Origin of the sequence: Claveliimonas sp. (assembly GCF_037273965.1) — a bacterium.
Classification (GTDB): Bacteria; Bacillota; Clostridia; order Lachnospirales; family Lachnospiraceae; genus Claveliimonas; species Claveliimonas bilis.
Window position 1 is genome coordinate 1 of the sequence record NZ_JAYAZJ010000091.1, and the last position, 16,033, is coordinate 16,033.

13 protein-coding genes and 3 tRNA genes are annotated in these 16,033 nt (G+C 44.7%); 11 read left to right on the top strand and 5 right to left on the bottom strand.

Annotated elements, in window-relative coordinates; genetic code table 11:
- Window positions 1–113 precede the first annotated feature (113 nt).
- The 6 genes from WJ238_RS08515 to WJ238_RS08540 all read left to right on the top strand — a co-directional run bounded on the left by WJ238_RS08515 (window position 114) and on the right by WJ238_RS08540 (window position 3,107).
- Window positions 114–187: transfer RNA gene (locus tag WJ238_RS08515), tRNA-Asp, on the top strand.
- 7 nt (window positions 188–194) lie between these two features.
- A tRNA-Val gene (locus WJ238_RS08520) sits at window positions 195–267 on the top strand.
- A gap of 21 nt (window positions 268–288) precedes the next feature.
- Window positions 289–374: transfer RNA gene (locus WJ238_RS08525), tRNA-Leu, on the top strand.
- 201 nt (window positions 375–575) lie between these two features.
- Window positions 576–1,694: an aldo/keto reductase gene (locus WJ238_RS08530; RefSeq protein ID WP_337606682.1), complete on the top strand. Its 1,119-nt coding sequence runs from the start codon at window positions 576–578 to the stop codon at window positions 1,692–1,694.
- Window positions 1,695–1,712: 18 nt separating this feature from the next.
- Window positions 1,713–2,720, top strand: coding sequence for an NUDIX domain-containing protein (locus tag WJ238_RS08535; protein WP_337606683.1), 1,008 nt, complete (start codon window positions 1,713–1,715; stop codon window positions 2,718–2,720).
- A 90-nt stretch (window positions 2,721–2,810) separates the two neighbouring features.
- The gene (locus WJ238_RS08540; RefSeq protein ID WP_230106935.1) at window positions 2,811–3,107 is read left to right on the top strand and encodes a hypothetical protein; all 297 of its coding nucleotides are present in this window, start codon (window positions 2,811–2,813) and stop codon (window positions 3,105–3,107) included.
- Between the two features lie 96 nt (window positions 3,108–3,203).
- Here WJ238_RS08540 and WJ238_RS08545 read toward each other — a convergent pair whose 3' ends face one another.
- Window positions 3,204–4,538, bottom strand: a complete 1,335-nt coding sequence (locus tag WJ238_RS08545) for a M18 family aminopeptidase (RefSeq protein WP_337606684.1) — start codon at window positions 4,536–4,538, stop codon at window positions 3,204–3,206.
- Window positions 4,531–5,265 (bottom strand): HAD family hydrolase, encoded by a 735-nt coding sequence (locus tag WJ238_RS08550; protein WP_316271079.1) that lies wholly within the window; start codon window positions 5,263–5,265, stop codon window positions 4,531–4,533. The genes WJ238_RS08545 and WJ238_RS08550 overlap by 8 nt, the downstream gene beginning before the upstream one ends.
- Window positions 5,266–5,376: 111 nt before the next feature.
- On the opposite strand from WJ238_RS08550, the gene WJ238_RS08555 reads away from it, so the two are divergent.
- Window positions 5,377–5,826, top strand: coding sequence for an alpha/beta hydrolase (locus WJ238_RS08555; protein WP_337606688.1), 450 nt, complete (start codon window positions 5,377–5,379; stop codon window positions 5,824–5,826).
- A gap of 129 nt (window positions 5,827–5,955) precedes the next feature.
- A complete protein-coding gene (locus WJ238_RS08560; protein ID WP_337606685.1) occupies window positions 5,956–9,528 on the top strand; it encodes an ABC transporter ATP-binding protein/permease in 3,573 nt (1,190 codons plus the stop codon).
- Between the two features lie 97 nt (window positions 9,529–9,625).
- On the opposite strand, the gene WJ238_RS08565 is transcribed toward WJ238_RS08560, so the two are convergent.
- Together WJ238_RS08565 and WJ238_RS08570 are read right to left on the bottom strand one after the other, a co-directional pair.
- The gene (locus WJ238_RS08565) at window positions 9,626–11,296 is read right to left on the bottom strand and encodes an acyl-CoA dehydratase activase (protein ID WP_337606686.1); all 1,671 of its coding nucleotides are present in this window, start codon (window positions 11,294–11,296) and stop codon (window positions 9,626–9,628) included.
- Window positions 11,290–12,567 (bottom strand): 2-hydroxyacyl-CoA dehydratase subunit D, encoded by a 1,278-nt coding sequence (locus WJ238_RS08570; protein WP_230106929.1) that lies wholly within the window; start codon window positions 12,565–12,567, stop codon window positions 11,290–11,292. Before WJ238_RS08570 ends, WJ238_RS08565 begins: the two co-directional genes overlap by 7 nt.
- Window positions 12,568–12,789: 222 nt before the next feature.
- Between WJ238_RS08570 and WJ238_RS08575 the strand changes: the two genes are divergently transcribed.
- The 3 genes from WJ238_RS08575 (at window position 12,790) to WJ238_RS08585 (ending at window position 15,579) form a co-directional block, all read left to right on the top strand.
- Complete coding sequence (locus WJ238_RS08575) at window positions 12,790–13,656, top strand: prolyl oligopeptidase family serine peptidase (protein ID WP_337606687.1); 867 nt, start codon at window positions 12,790–12,792, stop codon at window positions 13,654–13,656.
- A gap of 124 nt (window positions 13,657–13,780) precedes the next feature.
- Window positions 13,781–14,668 (top strand): LysR family transcriptional regulator, encoded by an 888-nt coding sequence (locus tag WJ238_RS08580; protein ID WP_230106927.1) that lies wholly within the window; start codon window positions 13,781–13,783, stop codon window positions 14,666–14,668.
- Window positions 14,669–14,832: 164 nt separating this feature from the next.
- On the top strand, window positions 14,833–15,579 hold the full coding sequence (locus tag WJ238_RS08585) for a carboxymuconolactone decarboxylase family protein (RefSeq protein WP_230106926.1): 747 nt from the start codon (window positions 14,833–14,835) through the stop codon (window positions 15,577–15,579).
- 5 nt (window positions 15,580–15,584) lie between these two features.
- On the opposite strand, the gene WJ238_RS08590 is transcribed toward WJ238_RS08585, so the two are convergent.
- Entirely contained in the window at window positions 15,585–15,941 is a 357-nt protein-coding gene (locus WJ238_RS08590) for an EamA family transporter (protein WP_416387457.1), read from the bottom strand.
- Window positions 15,942–16,033: the final 92 nt, after the last annotated feature.

Here is a 16,033-nt window from a genome sequence, read left to right on the forward strand (position 1 = left end):
CATGGAGCTGACTGTTACTAATAGGTCGAGGGCATAACCAAAGCGGAGATAGGCAATGGATGAAAAAAGATTCTTTGTATGTAGTTTTCAGGGTATAACCTGAATTAAAAAGTGGCCCAGTGGCTCAGTTGGTTAGAGCGCCGCCCTGTCACGGCGGAGGTCGAGAGTTCGAGTCTCTTCTGGGTCGTTTATATGGGATCTTAGCTCAGCTGGGAGAGCATCTGCCTTACAAGCAGAGGGTCATAGGTTCGAGCCCTATAGGTCCCACTTATCTCATTATTGAGATATGCCGCAGTGGCGGAACTGGCAGACGCACAGGACTTAAAATCCTGCGGGACTAACCTCCCGTACCGGTTCGATTCCGGTCTGCGGCATTAGTTAAAAGTAGGAGAAATGTTGGATTTGCAACGTTTCTCTTATTTTTTTACATTAAAAAGTTTTATTTATCATAGTTCTAATGTAAGGTCAGCGTCAGGGAGAATTATATTCAAGGTTCCATGATCGCAGACAATTGATTCCCTGCTTTAAACTCGATATAATAAGGACAGAGTAACTTTTTGACAGGAGGGAAGAGCATGGCATATTTTGAAAAGGTGAAAAAGAATTTCGGTTTTGGATGTATGCGCCTGCCGATGAAGGGCGATGAAGTGGATTATGAAGAATTTTCCAAAATGGTGGATATTTTTTTAGAAGCCGGATTTAACTATTTTGATACGGCAAGGGGATATATGGACGGGAGAAGCGAGACGGCTCTCCGAAAGTGCCTCACGAGCCGTTATCCCAGGGAAAGTTATATTCTTACTAATAAACTGACTCATGGATATTTTAAAACGAAGGAGGATATCCGGCCATTTTTTGAAAGTCAGCTTGAAGCCTGCGGCGTGGATTATTTTGATTTCTATTTGATGCACGCCCAGACGGCAGAATATTATAGAGATTTTAAAGAATGCAGGGCTTACGAGACGGCATTTGCATTGAAGGAAGAAGGAAAGATCCGCCATGTGGGAATTTCTTTCCATGACCGTGCGGAAGTGCTGGAGCAGATCCTTGATGAGTATCCCCAGATTGAGGCAGTACAGATCCAGTTTAATTATGTGGATTACGAAGACGCTGCTGTAGAAGGGCGCAAGTGCTATGAGGTCTGTGTCCGCCACAATAAGCCGGTCATTGTTATGGAACCGGTCAAAGGCGGTAATCTAGTTAACCTGCCGAAGGAAGCGGGGAAAGTTCTGGATGATCTGAAGGGAGGGTCCCACGCCAGCTATGCGATCCGGTTCGCAGCCGGCTTTGACGGGATCATGATGGTGTTATCCGGTATGGGTACAATGGAACAGCTTGAGGATAATATCAGCTATATGAAAGATTTTCAGCCCCTCGATGAAAGGGAACTGGCTGCAGTTCAAAAAGTTCAGGAAATCTTCCGCAGAATGAATCTGATTCCCTGTACAGCCTGCCGTTACTGTATTTCCGGATGTCCGATGGGAATCCCGATCCCGGAGATGTTTGCTGCAATGAACACGCAGAAAATTTATCAGGATTGGAACAGCAGTTGGTATTATGAAATACATACAAAGGACAGGGCAAAAGCTTCCGACTGTATTAAATGCGGAAAATGTGAGGAGGTCTGTCCGCAGCATTTGAAGATCAGAGAGCTGCTGGAGATGGTATCTGACCAATTTGAGAACAGACAGTAAAAAAGGAGAGCGAGTATATTGAACTACTGTGAGGAATGCGGAGGGAGACTGACCATGAAGGAATGCGGGACAGATGGAATGATTCCATACTGTGACGCGTGTCAAACATTCAGGTTTCCTATGTTTAACAGCGCCATATCGGCGATTATATTTAACCCGGATAAAACGAAGATTCTTCTGATCCAGCAGTATGGAAAAAAAGATAATATTCTGGTTGCCGGGTATATCAGCAAAGGAGAAAATGCAAAGCAGGCGCTGCTTCGGGAGATAGAAGAAGAGGTCAATCTTAAAATTTCCAGTTATATCTATAATGATAATGAATATTTTGAAAAGACCAATACATTAATACATAATTATGCAGTGACAGCAGAAAGTGAAGATTTTTCTCTGACGGATGAAGTAGATCGGGCACGGTGGTTTGCGGTAGAAGAAGTATTGGAAGCAGTGAAGCCGGATTCTCTTGCGAAATCCTTTGTCGAAAGATATCTTAAGAAGATCGGCAAGGGAAAGACAGATGAGCGAAAGACCGGGCAGGAAGAAGTCTGTAAGATCCTGGAAGAGACTGTGCATAAGCTGTATGAAAAGGACCGATATTTGATACTTGACAGACCGGAAACAGAGGAAGAAGGACGTCATGTGGCAGAGAGGAGTATTGTTTTTCGTTTTGGACATTATCTTCAGGAGATTCTGGAGCGCAGTCAGATTCTGACGGATTTATCTGTGGACTGTGAATACAACCGAAGAGGATATGAGCCCAAAATGCTTTCACGGATCGGAAGCAGTGTAAGTCCGGATCTGATCGTCCATCACAGAGGGGATCACAGCAATAATTTTCTTGTGATGGAATTTAAAACATGGTGGAATAGAGATCAGAAGTATGATGAGGCTAAAATAGATGGATTTATGGATCCGGATGGCGGATATGCCTATCAATACGGAATTGCACTCTGTATCGAAAAGGAGGAAAAAGATACTCTAAGGCAGATCCGGGGAAACCTTTTGTACAGGGGAAAAAGTTTTGTATAGAAAAATGATAAAAAACGTGTTTCTTTTAATGTTCTTTTAATTTTTCACTGTTATATTGATTACAACAAAGAAAGACGGAGGAATAAAATAATGAAGAAAATATCAAAAAAGACAATTGGAATTATTATAGGAGTTGTAGCGGCAGTAATTATTATAGCGGTCATCGCTATTATGGCATTTCGGATAGATATTGCAGAGGCACAGCAGATCGCACTGAATCAGGCAGGCGGCGGAGAGATCGTGGAAAGCGAAGTAAGCAGCGAAGGGCTGTGGAATGAATACAGCTACACAGTAGTAAATGGAGATACATGGTATCAGGTTGATATTTCCGGATTTGGAACGGTAGAGGAATTAGAGACAGGAAGTGGAGATACCTGGAAAAACTAAGGCAGAACAGTAAAAATTTAAGATAGCATTTAGAAAGAACTGATACAAAAGGGAGGCGGAAATATTTCTGCCTCCACTTTTATTTGAAGGATAAAATTATGATTTCCAGGCGCCTGCCTCCACAGTATAGCGCCCGTCCTCCAGACAGCAGATAGAACTTTCATAAAAGGTTCGGACAGCACGGATCAGATAGTCAGTATCTTTCGCTCCCGCTGTCTCATATGGAGAGTGCATAGATAACTGTGCAAGGCCGATGTCCACAGTATTTAAGGCAACCTGTGTATTGGAGATATTGCCGAGTGTGGAACCGCCTGCCATATCTGAACGATTCAGGAAGGTCTGATATGGTACATCTGCAATCTGACAGATTGATTTAAAGACGGCAGCGGAAACCCCGTCTGTCGTATATTTTTGATTTGCGTTGTATTTGATGACAATTCCCTGATTCATGGCAGGACGGTTAGTGGGATCCGCCTTTTCAGGCAGATTTGGATGAACAGCGTGTGCATTGTCAGCCGAGAGCATAAAGCTGGATGCCAGCATAGCGTAATAGTCCTGCTGCGTTTTCCCAAGGCAAATACAGATCCGTGTCAGGGTATCCTTTAAAAAGGAAGAGGCGGCGCCCTGCTTTGTGCTGCTTCCTACTTCCTCATTATCCAACATACAATGGACGGCGATACCGGAATGAACATCAGCAGACAATAGCCCCATAAGAGAAGCATAGGCGCACTGCAGATCATCCAGCCTTCCGCAGGAAATAAATTGGCGGTCAGCTCCCCAGATGGTGCCCGGGGTACGGCTGTAAAGGAAGAGATCATGTCCGATGATCTGTTCCGGATCGACGCCGGCTGCTTCAGCGATCTGTTGAAAGAAGGTATTTTTATCAGAAAGATCACCGTATAGAGGAAGCATATCTTTCTGCGGATCATAGCGGAGACCATTATTGGCATCCCGGTTCATATGTATGGCAAGATTGGGGATCAGAAGGAGATCCCGGTCAATGTTAATTAATTTGGTGACAATAGTATTCCCGTTGCGGATAAGGACGCGCCCTGCTACGGAAAGGGGACGGTCCATCCAGGGAGCCATCAGCATGCCGCCGTATTTTTCCACATTCAGCCGTACATACATGTCGCCGGAAGGCAGTTCAGGATTCTCCTTAATCTTGAAGGAGGGAGAGTCACTGTGACTTGCCGTAATATGAAAATTGCCAGGATCATTTTGAGGCAGGCAAAAGGCAATGACAGAGGAAAGATTGCGGGTTACGAAATAGCGTCCGCCGGGCGTGAGAGTCCAGGGCGTATTTTCCTGAAGCATCTGAAAACCATTAGCCTCAAGCATTTCTTTTGTTGTCTGAGCAGCGTGGTAGCTGGTAGGACTCTTTTTTATAAATGAAAATAACTGTTCGATTGTATTCTTTTTATTATTCATGTGATAGAAACCTCCTGATAAACTGAAGCAGGGAAGAATAATCCCCCTGGGGATAGCTGCTGATATCTGCATTTTTTGTATTGATCAGGCAGTCAGTGAGCAGAAAGACTTGGATTCCCAGCGTTGCTGCCGGCATATCTTCGCTTACGTCATTTCCAACCATGAGGCATTCTTCCGGTTTCAGATGGCGCTTGGTCAGAATCTCCTGGTAGTATTCCGGGGAGGGCTTGCAGCGGGAAGAATTTTCATAAGTTGTAATATAAGAGAAATCTGAGGGATCAAGGCCCGCCCAGCGCACACGGCTGCAAGTTGCAATAGCCGGGAACAGAGGAGTGGTGGCAAGGATGGTGTCAAGTCCATGTTCGTGGCAGAAGTGAACAGCTTTTTTGGCATCAGGAGTGAAACCGCAGACATTTTGCACTGCTTGAAATTCCACGCGGTAGAATTCTTCGAAAATGTCTTTGAGTTTTGAAGCTTCTTCCTTTTTATAGGCAGTGCTAAGAGACTCCCAAAAGATTTCTTCATTAAGGCGGGAACTCTTATTTGTATGAATGGCGTGTATCCCCTTTCCTATATTGTCTAAAACGGCATTTCCATCATATCCGCAAAGATTCATTTTTTGGGATAGTCTCTGGAAATAGTCTTTCATAAAAAGTTCCAGCTCCATAGGAAGCAATGTCCCGTCTAAATCGAATAAAACAGTGGTTATTTTCTGTGTGTGTTCCAATGTGATTTCCTCCAGTTTTGATCGTCAATAATATTTTAATATTTGTACATTAACGCTATTATAATGCGAAATTCAAAATGAGACAATGCCGGAATAAAAATTTCCCAGGGGCTGGAAGAAGCCTACCAGACTTTGATGTGGGCAGAAGAAAATGTGAAGAATTATGGAGGAGACAAAGAAAATATTCATGTGTGCGGAGACAGCTCGGGCGGCAATTTTGCGGCAGCTGTGGCAGCTATGTCGGCAGACAGAAACGGACCAGGTTTACAGAGTCAAAATCTTGTATATCCTCTGGTGACAAATTGGGAAGAGGAAAAGAAAGATCCTCTGGCATCTCCGCTTTTGAAAGAAGATATCGGCAGAATGCCTCGCACTTGTATCATTGCAGCGGAGTGTGATCCTCTTGTGGATCAGGGTCTTATGTATGCAGCAAAATTGCAGGATGCAGGTGTAGAGGTGGAATATCATATGATGAAAGGAATGATACATGGATTTTTAAACTGGACTTACAGAAGCAGTTTTGAGGCCATGGATCGGATTATTGAAAACGTGAACAGATGATATGGAAAAAACGAAACTTTTTTGTGAATAATATGGTTGTGAATTGAAAGAAAATCACCTATACTCTTATCATACGGGTAATTTTATTATTGTGCGGGGGGCGTACATAATTAAAAGGGAGATGAAGGCATGCTTAAAATTCAACATATCCGTAAAGAATACAGAACCGGGAATCTGGTTCAGAAAGCCCTGGACGATGTCAGCCTGAATTTGAGAGATAATGAATTTGTGGCGATTTTAGGACCAAGCGGATCGGGGAAAACAACACTTCTTAATATTATCGGCGGGCTGGACCGCTATGACAGCGGCGACCTGATCATTAACGGCATTTCCACAAAAAAATATAAAGATAAAGACTGGGATTCCTACCGGAATCATACGATTGGATTTGTATTTCAGAGTTATAATCTTATTCCTCACCAGAGCGTACTTTCCAATGTGGAGCTGGCATTGACAATTTCAGGAGTAGGCCCCGCAGAGCGAAAAGAAAGAGCAAGAAAAGCATTGGAACAGGTAGGGCTTGGAGAGCAGCTTCACAAAAAGCCCAGTCAGATGTCAGGCGGGCAGATGCAGAGGGTTGCTATTGCAAGAGCCCTGGTGAACGATCCGGATATTCTTCTGGCAGATGAACCTACAGGGGCGCTGGACAGTGAAACCAGTATTCAGGTTATGGAACTTCTCCAGGAGGTGGCAAAAGATCGACTGGTGGTTATGGTTACTCATAATCCGGAACTGGCAGATGAATATGCTACGAGAATCGTGAAATTAAAGGATGGACAGATCAGGGCGGATTCCGATCCTTTTGAGCCGGAAACGGAGCCGGAAGAACCACGGCATGAGAACATGGGAAAGGCATCCATGTCTTTTCTGACGGCTCTTTCTCTAAGTTTTAACAATCTTAAGACAAAAAAGGCCCGCACGATTCTGACGGCGTTTGCAGGCTCCATCGGAATCATTGGAATTGCTCTGATCCTGTCATTGTCAAATGGAGTGAATGATTATATCCAAAGCGTGGAAGAAGAAACCTTGTCGGAATATCCGCTTCAGATATTGAGCACAGGTTTAGATCTTAGTTCCATGGTAGAAGATGGATCCGGCGGCGCGGACAGTTCCGGACAGACAGAAGAAAAAGCCGGGGATATAGAAGTTATTGATGTGCTTACCAATATGTTTTCCACTATGGATACGAATGATCTGCAATCCCTGAAAACCTATCTGGACAGTGGAGAGAGCAATATTGACCAGTATGTAAATGCCATTGAATATTCCTACAATACAACACCTCAGATTTATCGGCAGGACGGAGAGGACATCCGGCAGGTAAATCCTGATCAATCCTTTGCTTCTCTGGGGCTGGGATCCTCATCAGCTTCAAACAGCATGATGTCTTCTATGATGAGTACAGATGTATTTTATGAAATGCCGGAGGATACAGATCTCTATGAACCACAGTATGAAGTAAAGGCTGGAAGATGGCCTGAAAGATATGATGAATGCGTGCTTGTCCTTACCTCTGGCGGCGGTATCAGTGATTTTATGCTGTATTCCATGGGTCTTAGAGATACCATGGAGCTGGATGAGATGATCCGCCAGTTTGCCAATGAGGAGGATGTGGAGATTCCTTCAGATATGGGCTCCTATACGTATGAGGACATTCTGGGAGTGACATTTAAGTTGGTAAACAGCTCCGATTATTACGAGTATGACAGTCAGTACAAGGTATGGAGAGATAAGACAGATAACGAAGAATACATGAAAAACCTGGTAGATAAGGGTGAGGACTTAAAGATTGTAGGAGTGGTACAGCCGGCAGAGGATGCCAAAGGAACACTTCTTATGACCGGGATCGGATATATGCCGGATCTGACAAAACACGTTGCACAGAAGGCCGAGGACAGTGAGATTGTTAAGAATCAGTTAAGCAATAAAAACATTAATGTCTTTACGAATGAACCTTTCGGGGAAGAAAGCGGCGAGGATCAGTTTGATATGGATTCTCTTGTTTCAGTCAATGCAGATGTACTTCAGGATGCTTTTGGCTTCAATGAGGATGCCTTTAGCGAAGGGCTTCAGGGAGCGTTTGACCTTTCGGAAATGCCGGCGGGCAGCAGCCTGGATCTGTCAAATATGATTGATCTGAAAAATATTAAACTGGATATGCCCGATGCCCCGCAGCTTGGACTGGATGAACTGATGGGAAGTATCAAGCTGGATATGTCGGCAGAAGAGTTGGGACAGATAGTAACAGGACTGCTTTCTGGTTACCAGGAGTATGCGGCTTCGCATCCGGAGGCGGATTATTCTACTCTGGGAGAGGATTTTCTTGCCTACCTTAATACAAGTGAAGCACAGGAAATCCTGATCCGGAATATACAGGATATCATTCAGACAAATGGAAATATTACTGCAGTGCCGGATCAGATAAGAAGCATGTTTCAGGAAATTCTCCAGGGATATCAAAGTTACGCTGAAGCACAAGGGTACACAGATCCTGACAAATTTGATGAATATCTTTTAGAGTATCTTGGAACATCTGAGGCACAAAGCATTTTGTCAAAATGGGGTTCTGAAATTTTCAAGATCAGCGGAGATATCAGTATAACTTCAGACCAGATTGCAAAACTGGCAGAAGAGCTGGGGAACGGATATCAGACTTATGCGGCGGCAAACGGTCTTGCAGATCCCAGTAAGATGGGAGAACATTTTATGGCGTATCTGGGGACAGATGGGGCACAGAACCAATTGACTGAGGCTATGCTTAGTATGGTGGATGCCGATAGACTGGAGCAGCAGATTTCCGGTTCTCTTGAAGCATATATGCAGCAGGCAATGGCTTCCTATGGCGGAACCGTTGCGCAGTCTCTCCAGACACAGATCGGATCGGCTATGGAACAGATCATGGCCCAGATCAGCACCGGTATGACAGACGCTATGAGTCAGGCGGCGGCAAGAATAGGAACAAATATACAAAATGCACTTACGATTGATGCAGATGCATTTGCCAATGCGTTCACTATGAATATGAGCGGACAGGAATTTGCAGAGCTGATGATGTCCATGAGTTCTGCAGAAAGTGCTTCTTATGAAGGAAATCTTCGGGATTTGGGGTATGTGGACTTTAATGTGCCAAGCCAAATTGACATATACCCGAAAGATTTTGAGAGCAAAAAAGGAGTTGTAAAAATTCTGGATCATTATAACGCTGACATGGAGAAGGAGGGCAAAGAAGAACAGGTAATCACCTACACTGATATGGTAGGCGCATTGATGTCTTCTGTAACAGATATTATTGATATTATCAGCTATGTACTGATTGCTTTTGTAGCGATTTCGCTCGTTGTTTCATCGATAATGATCGGAGTCATTACTTACATCAGCGTGCTTGAGAGAAGAAAAGAAATCGGGATCCTGCGGGCGATCGGAGCATCAAAGGGAAATATTTCCCAGGTATTCAATGCGGAAACTTTCATTATCGGCCTTTGCGCCGGGGTATTGGGGATTGTGATCACACTCCTTTTGCTGATTCCGGGTAATGCGCTGATCCATTATCTGGCGGGGACAACGGATGTCAGCGCAGTACTTCCTGTAGGGGCCGCATTTATTTTGATCACATTGAGTGTTGTACTGACTTTGCTGGGCGGACTGATTCCGTCTAAAAAGGCTGCCAAGAGCGATCCGGTGGCGGCGCTTCGGGCAGAATAGATCAAAAATACACAGGGTATAACTTAATTTGACACGTAGTATTTTTTAACTTTACTACGTGTCAAACTGCATTTTACCCCGTGTATTTTTGTGATTTTTACCTCAATATCTGGTCCAAAGCGTAGAGGGCAGCGCCGGCGGCGCCTACAATTTCAGGCTCCGGACAGATATAAAGCCTGGACTGGATCTTTTCTTCTACTGCTCTGACAACGCCGGGGTTCTTGGCAACGCCGCCTGTCATCATAAATTCTTCTTCCATGCCGACACGCTTCAGGAGGGAATAGGATTTGTTGGCAATAGCATGACAGACACCGTTGGCAATATCTGATTTTTCCTTATTATTGGCGATCAGGGAAATAACCTCGGACTCTGCAAATACAGAGCACATGCTGGTGATTTCAATGTCCTCTGTGGATTTCAGGGCAATTGGTCCAAGTTCGTCTACATCGATTTCCAGTGTCCGGGCGATCATTTCCAGGAAACGACCGGTTCCGGCGGCACACTTGTCATTCATGACAAAGTCGGCAACTTCTCCGGCTTCATTTAAACGAATTGCCTTGCTGTCCTGACCGCCGATATCCAGGATAGTCCTTACCTTTGGATTAAAATAATGAGCGCCCCGCCCGTGACAGCTGATTTCTGTTACATTTTCATCTGCAAAGGGAATGCTCACCCGCCCGTACCCGGTGGATACGATCCAGGAGATATCCTCTCTGCTGCATCCTGCTTTCTGCAGAATTTCATTTAATATTTTCTGCGCGCTCTCACCTGATTTAGCCCCGGTCCGTACAACTGCCGAGGCGACAATTTCCCGGTTTTCATTCATGATTACCGCATTGGTGGAGGTGGAGCCGCTGTCGATTCCCATGACATACATAGTTTCAGTGATATCCTTTCTTTTCGGTGATTTTGAAGGTCCTGTCGGTGTCAGTGATTCCAGGAATGCCTCAATCCTTGTCAGAACCTGTCCGTAGCTTTGTTTGGTGTAGTCGGTTTCCAATTGGAGCATGGGGCGGTTCAGTACGTTTTTCAGCCAGGCATACTCATAGGAATAATTGTCACAGAACTGGACAGTGTGGTAAATGATACCATCTGCGCTTTGTGCATACCGGGAAATAAGCTCGTCTCTACCGGCAGCAGCTTCCATGCGCATACAGGGGAACTGGCTTAACAGCCCTCTTGTATATCCGGTAAGTATCTGGCCCGGTTCCAGAATATATTTTCGCATCAGTCCGGTGCAGGTAAGATCGAAAGCAACATTGGCGCCTTTCTCATTTAAAATGTGCAGGATTGCTTCGTTTGCCCGCGCTCCTGCAATTCCGATATTCTTTTTGCCCGGCTTTAACTGAATGCTCTGGGCTTCCTTGTGTTGTTTCAGGAGCTCGCCGAGAGCCTCTTCCTGAAATGTTTTGCCGGAAAAAGCTTCATAGGCCTGTATCATTTTGCGGATACGGTTTTCATAGAGCGTGATTCCGGCTTCTTTTGTGATGCGTGGCGTATCCAGAATATAGATGAATTTATCCGGAAGCTCGGCTTTCAGCACATCATAGAGCCTTCGGATGCTGTCGCAGCAGGTGGTGAGGATAACACCTTCATAATCATTTGCCAGGACATCCTCCAGAACTCCTTTTGCAAAGCTGCATATATTGGGATGCATTTTCATGTCTGCCTGCGTAAAATTCGTGACAGAAGGTTCGATTCGTTTCATTTCCGTTCCTATAGAAAGAAAGACTTCTATGGGCGCGTATTTACAGATATATCCTAACATGTGGTCTTTTCTCCTGTTCCGATCAATTCTAGAAATGCTTCCAGCCGGGTCTTGATCTGGCCATCGTGGCTGTTTCTTTTGTCAATTCCGTCACCGTCAAGAATGAGCATAGGAATATTCATTTTCTGCATTTTTTCCTTCAGAAGGATACTTCCGCCGGAGGCCTGTTTGCATCCCCAGTGGCAGAAGTGGATGACGGCATCCGGTTTCAGCCGGTCTGCAAGCTGGCCGATCATTTCTGCTTTGTGGGCGTAGGAGCCGTTGTACAGATTCTTAATGATCTTTCCGGCGAGAGCCTCAAAGGGATGTTCGGTATCCAGTTCATCCATGAAATCCAGAATGATATCACTGGCAATGATCTGATAGTCTCTGTTGCTGTTGAAATATTCCTTCAGACTTTCCTGATAAAAAGGAAGGAGATGAATCCACAGGATCTTTTTCCCGGTAAAAGGTTCTCCCTGCTGAATTTCTTCATTCATAAAGCGGATGAGATCAAGAAATTCCTCTGTGCCGATGAGAAGATGCATTCCCATCATCATATAGAGATGGCTGATCAGTTCGCCGGGATAATAATAGTTCTTTTGATATTCGAAAAATTTCTTCAGTTCCCGGCGCGTCTCGTTTTCCGTACGGAGTATTTTTTGCAGTTTTTCCTCCTGGAATGTTTTGCCGGTACGCTCTTCCAGAACTTTGGTAAATGCTCTAAGCTGGTCGGCCAGATAGGCGATGGATTCTTTGTCATCAGAATACGGGACGTCCAGAAAGGTAAAAGGCACATGGGCCTTTTTTTCCAGATAGCGGAAGGTATTTAAATTGCCGTCGCAGGACAGAGAAGTAGTCACAGCATATTCCGGCTTCTTTACAACTTTGCTTTCCACTCCGCCTACAAAAGTTTTGTGATAGGAACATAGAGTGGGGGCAATTCCGATATTCTGTGCATAGTCGATAAAATAGTCTTCCAGATGGTAACCGCTCATATAACAGGAGAGGCATTCAATGGAAAGGGTGTGAAGGCCAAAGCACTGCATCAGCTCGCAGGGAGCAAAAATATTCCCCCATACATAGCTGCCCTCCCGGCTTAAAGAATCAGCTACAAGGCTCATCATCATTGTTTCCAGCTTTTGATAACCTCTCGAAAGATTCCGGTTAGGCAGAAGCTTCATGCGCCATTTATTTGCCCGGAAGCCGAGAAGGATCTTATCCCAGCTTTTCTCCGGGCGGTTGATGGCTTCTTCTTTTACGTGATCAATATATTTATCCACAACATACATATTTCGTTCTCCCCCTTTCTGTTGTGTCTAAGAAGTTGTTATCACATTTGACGTATCGGATAACCTTCCCTCTTTTCAGTCTGTTTTAGGGTTTCCGGCGGTTTCCAAGAAACCGCTTTATGTGCGTCTATAATAACCACAATGGGGTTATTATATCACATTTTGCGGGAAAGGAAAGATAGAAAAAGCAGATAGAAATAGCAGAAAGGCAGGGATAGGATTATGAAGAAAATGAAACTTGGTATTCTGCTGGTCGCTCTTGCGGCAGCGTTAAGCGGATGCAGCGATGCAGGGACTGAAAATAAAGAAGATCAGGAGCAAATGCCGGAGACAGAGACAGTACAGGATGAGGAGATCGGGGGACAGGACTCTGTGACAGAGGGGACACAGGAATACCGCGGATTTATTCTGGATAATGTTCTTCATTCAGAAAGCGAAGGGGATATCCATTACAATCTGTATGTTCCGGACAGTTATGACGGAAGCAGGCCCTATGGGCTGTTTCTTACCCTGCCGGGATATGAGGGTCTGTATTTTCAGGGAGTAGGTCAAAATCTGTACAGTGAAGAGTTTGGATTTGAGGCGCAAAAGTATGTGCAGGATATGATCGTCGTAGCGCCGCAGCTATCCGGATGGGATGAGACATCGGCAGATCAGACCATTGCTCTTACAGAGTATTTCCTTGCAAACTATAATATCGATGAGTCAAGAGTGTACGGGGAGGGATACTCGGGAGGAGGCGAGACTATGTCCCTTGTGATGGGGAAACGTCCGGAATTATTTACGGCTTATCTTCAGTGCAGCTCCCAGTGGGACGGAGACTATGCTCCCGTGATAAAAAATAAAACGCCAGTATATTTTGTGATTGGAGAAGATGATGAGTATTATGGATCTGAACCGACCCGCGAAGCCTATGAGACGCTGCATGATATGTATATGGAAGAAGGACTGACAGAAGAAGAGATAAATGAACTGTTGGTTCTGGATATAAAAGGCGGGGATTACTTTTCCGGTTTATCATATCAGCATGGAGGAGGAAATCTTTTTGCGGCAGATGAAGAGATTATGGGGTGGCTTTTCAGTAAGTAATGTTGACAGATTCCAGCCGGCGGCATTATAGTTTTACTATGGCAGCCGGAAGGAAAAGGACAGGAGTTTTACACAGAACCGGCTCTAAGACAGATGGCAGACATATAAGAGAGGAGACGGGTCTATGTATAATTTGCAGCTTGAAACATTTATCGTTGTAGCGGATTTAGGAAGCTTTAATAAGGCGGCGGAAGCTCTGTATATTACTCCGCCGGCAGTTACGAAACAGATCAATCTCCTGGAAAAGGATCTGGAAGTTCAGCTGTTTGTAAGGACACACAGAGGACTGATTCTGACAGAAGCCGGGAAATCTTTGTACAAAGATGCGAAATATATCATTCAGTACTGCAAAGACTCTGTGGAGCGGGCAAAGAGAGCTATGGAAGAAAAAGATAATGTGATCCGTATCGGCACATCTCCAATGACGCCGGCCGCCCCGGTAATACAGATGTGGGCGAAAGTCCGTAAAGATTATCCGGATATCAGACTGCAGATGATCCCTTATATGAACAGTCAGGAGAGTGCACGGGAAATTTTAAAAAATCTGGGAACGAATATAGATATCGTGGGAGGCATTTTTGATGAGACAATGCTGAAGCTTAGGCAATGTCAGGGAATGGAAATTTCGAGACAGAGGATCTGCTGTGCGGTATCACTTAATCATCGCCTTGCCTCAAAAGAAACGCTGACCTTTCAGGATCTGTACGGAGAGAATTTTCTTATGATGCACCGGGGCTGGAGCAACTATGTAGATGAGCTTCGGGATGATATCTGGAAAAACCATCCCCAGATCCGAGTGGTTGACTTTGATATCTACAGTATGGAGATTTTTAATCGATGCGAGAACAGCAATGAAATTTTGATGGCTGTTGAAAATTGGAAAGACGCTCACCCTCTGTTGAAAATTATTCCTGTGGAATGGAAATATACGATCCCATACGGCATTCTGTATTCTACAGAACCGTCGGAGCTTGTAAAAAGATTTCTCAAAGCGGTGAAAAAAGCAGAGTAGATCATCAGAACTATGCCAGGAGAGCATGATATTGTATTCAGACAAAGTATTAGACTTTTTTTGCTGCAGTATTAACATATAAGTGTAAGGTCTGACAGCAGCGGTGTATGAGCAGTATATACCAACGCTGACATTCACATAAAGCAGAATAGGAGGAATCAGAAATGACCGAGAAGGCAAAAAGTTATTGTGAAAAATTTTTTGGAGCAAAAGGGTTGGGACTGGCGGAAACAGATCCGGAATTTTCGGATTTTTTCCAGAACTTTGCGTTTGATGAGGTGGTAAACAATGATGACCTTGATGACCGTACACGTATGATGGCGGTTCTTGCAGCTCTGATTGGGTGTCAGGGACTTGATACGTTCGAAATTGTGCTGCCGGCAGCTCTGAATGCCGGTGTGACTCCGGTTGAGATAAAGGAAATTGTCTATCAGGCTGTGGCTTATCTGGGGATCGGGCGCGTCCTTCCGTTTATCAATAAGACCAATGAAATATTCGAAGAGAGGGGAATTGAGCTTCCGCTTCCGGGGCAGGCTACTACAGGCAGAGAAGACCGCCTGGAGAAGGGCGAACAGACACAGGTGGATATTTTCGGAGACGGTATGAAGGGATTTGCAAATTCAGGACCGGAAGAATCCAGACACATCAATCGGTGGCTGTCGGATAACTGTTTTGGAGATTATTATACAAGGACAGGACTGGACAACAGGCAGCGGGAAATGATCACATTTTGTTTCCTTCTGGCACAGGGCGGCTGTGAGCCGCAGCTTACCAGCCATGCGGCAGGAAATATGATGGTGGGAAATGATAAAGGATTTCTGATTCAGATCATTTCACAGTGTCTCCCGTATCTTGGTTATCCAAGGAGCCTCAATGGACTCCGCTGTGTCAATGAAGCAGCTAAAAACTAAACTTATCAGGCTGAGAGTGTTGGGACTATCATCAAAAAAGTACCCAACACGATCAGCAAAAGGCCCGGGCCGGACTTCTTTGACAGTTTTTCTTTGAACACGATATAAGAAAAGGCAATGGTTACCAATATGCTTAATTTATCAATCGGAACGACAACACTTGCAGGTCCGTCCTGCAATGCCCGATAATAGCAGAGCCAGGAGGCGCCTGTAGATAAACCGGAAAGGATTAAAAAGATCCATGTCTTTACGGACAAATTTGTTATAGTATCCTGTGAGCCGACAATAAAAACCATGATCCATGAAAAAATTAAGACGATAATCGTCCTCACTGCGGTTGCTGCAGTTGAATCTGTTTTTATGTGTCAACGGATTTGGGTAGTGTCGGTGTACAAGGGGTAAATCCCCAAGGACACACCCACAACACAATATTAAATATGAAAAAGTAAAAAAC

Excerpts from the sequence above, each read along its gene's own strand:
- WJ238_RS08540 (WP_230106935.1), top strand. The coding sequence starts at position 2,811 with ATGAAGAAAATATCAAAAAAGACAATTGGAATTATTATAGGAGTTGTA.
- WJ238_RS08580 (WP_230106927.1), top strand. The coding sequence starts at position 13,781 with ATGTATAATTTGCAGCTTGAAACATTTATCGTTGTAGCGGATTTAGGA.
- WJ238_RS08585 (WP_230106926.1), top strand. The coding sequence starts at position 14,833 with ATGACCGAGAAGGCAAAAAGTTATTGTGAAAAATTTTTTGGAGCAAAA.
- WJ238_RS08570 (WP_230106929.1), bottom strand. The coding sequence starts at position 12,567 with ATGTATGTTGTGGATAAATATATTGATCACGTAAAAGAAGAAGCCATC.
- WJ238_RS08575 (WP_337606687.1), top strand. The coding sequence starts at position 12,790 with ATGAAGAAAATGAAACTTGGTATTCTGCTGGTCGCTCTTGCGGCAGCG.
- WJ238_RS08560 (WP_337606685.1), top strand. The coding sequence starts at position 5,956 with ATGCTTAAAATTCAACATATCCGTAAAGAATACAGAACCGGGAATCTG.
- WJ238_RS08545 (WP_337606684.1), bottom strand. The coding sequence starts at position 4,538 with ATGAATAATAAAAAGAATACAATCGAACAGTTATTTTCATTTATAAAA.
- WJ238_RS08530 (WP_337606682.1), top strand. The coding sequence starts at position 576 with ATGGCATATTTTGAAAAGGTGAAAAAGAATTTCGGTTTTGGATGTATG.
- WJ238_RS08565 (WP_337606686.1), bottom strand. The coding sequence starts at position 11,296 with ATGTTAGGATATATCTGTAAATACGCGCCCATAGAAGTCTTTCTTTCT.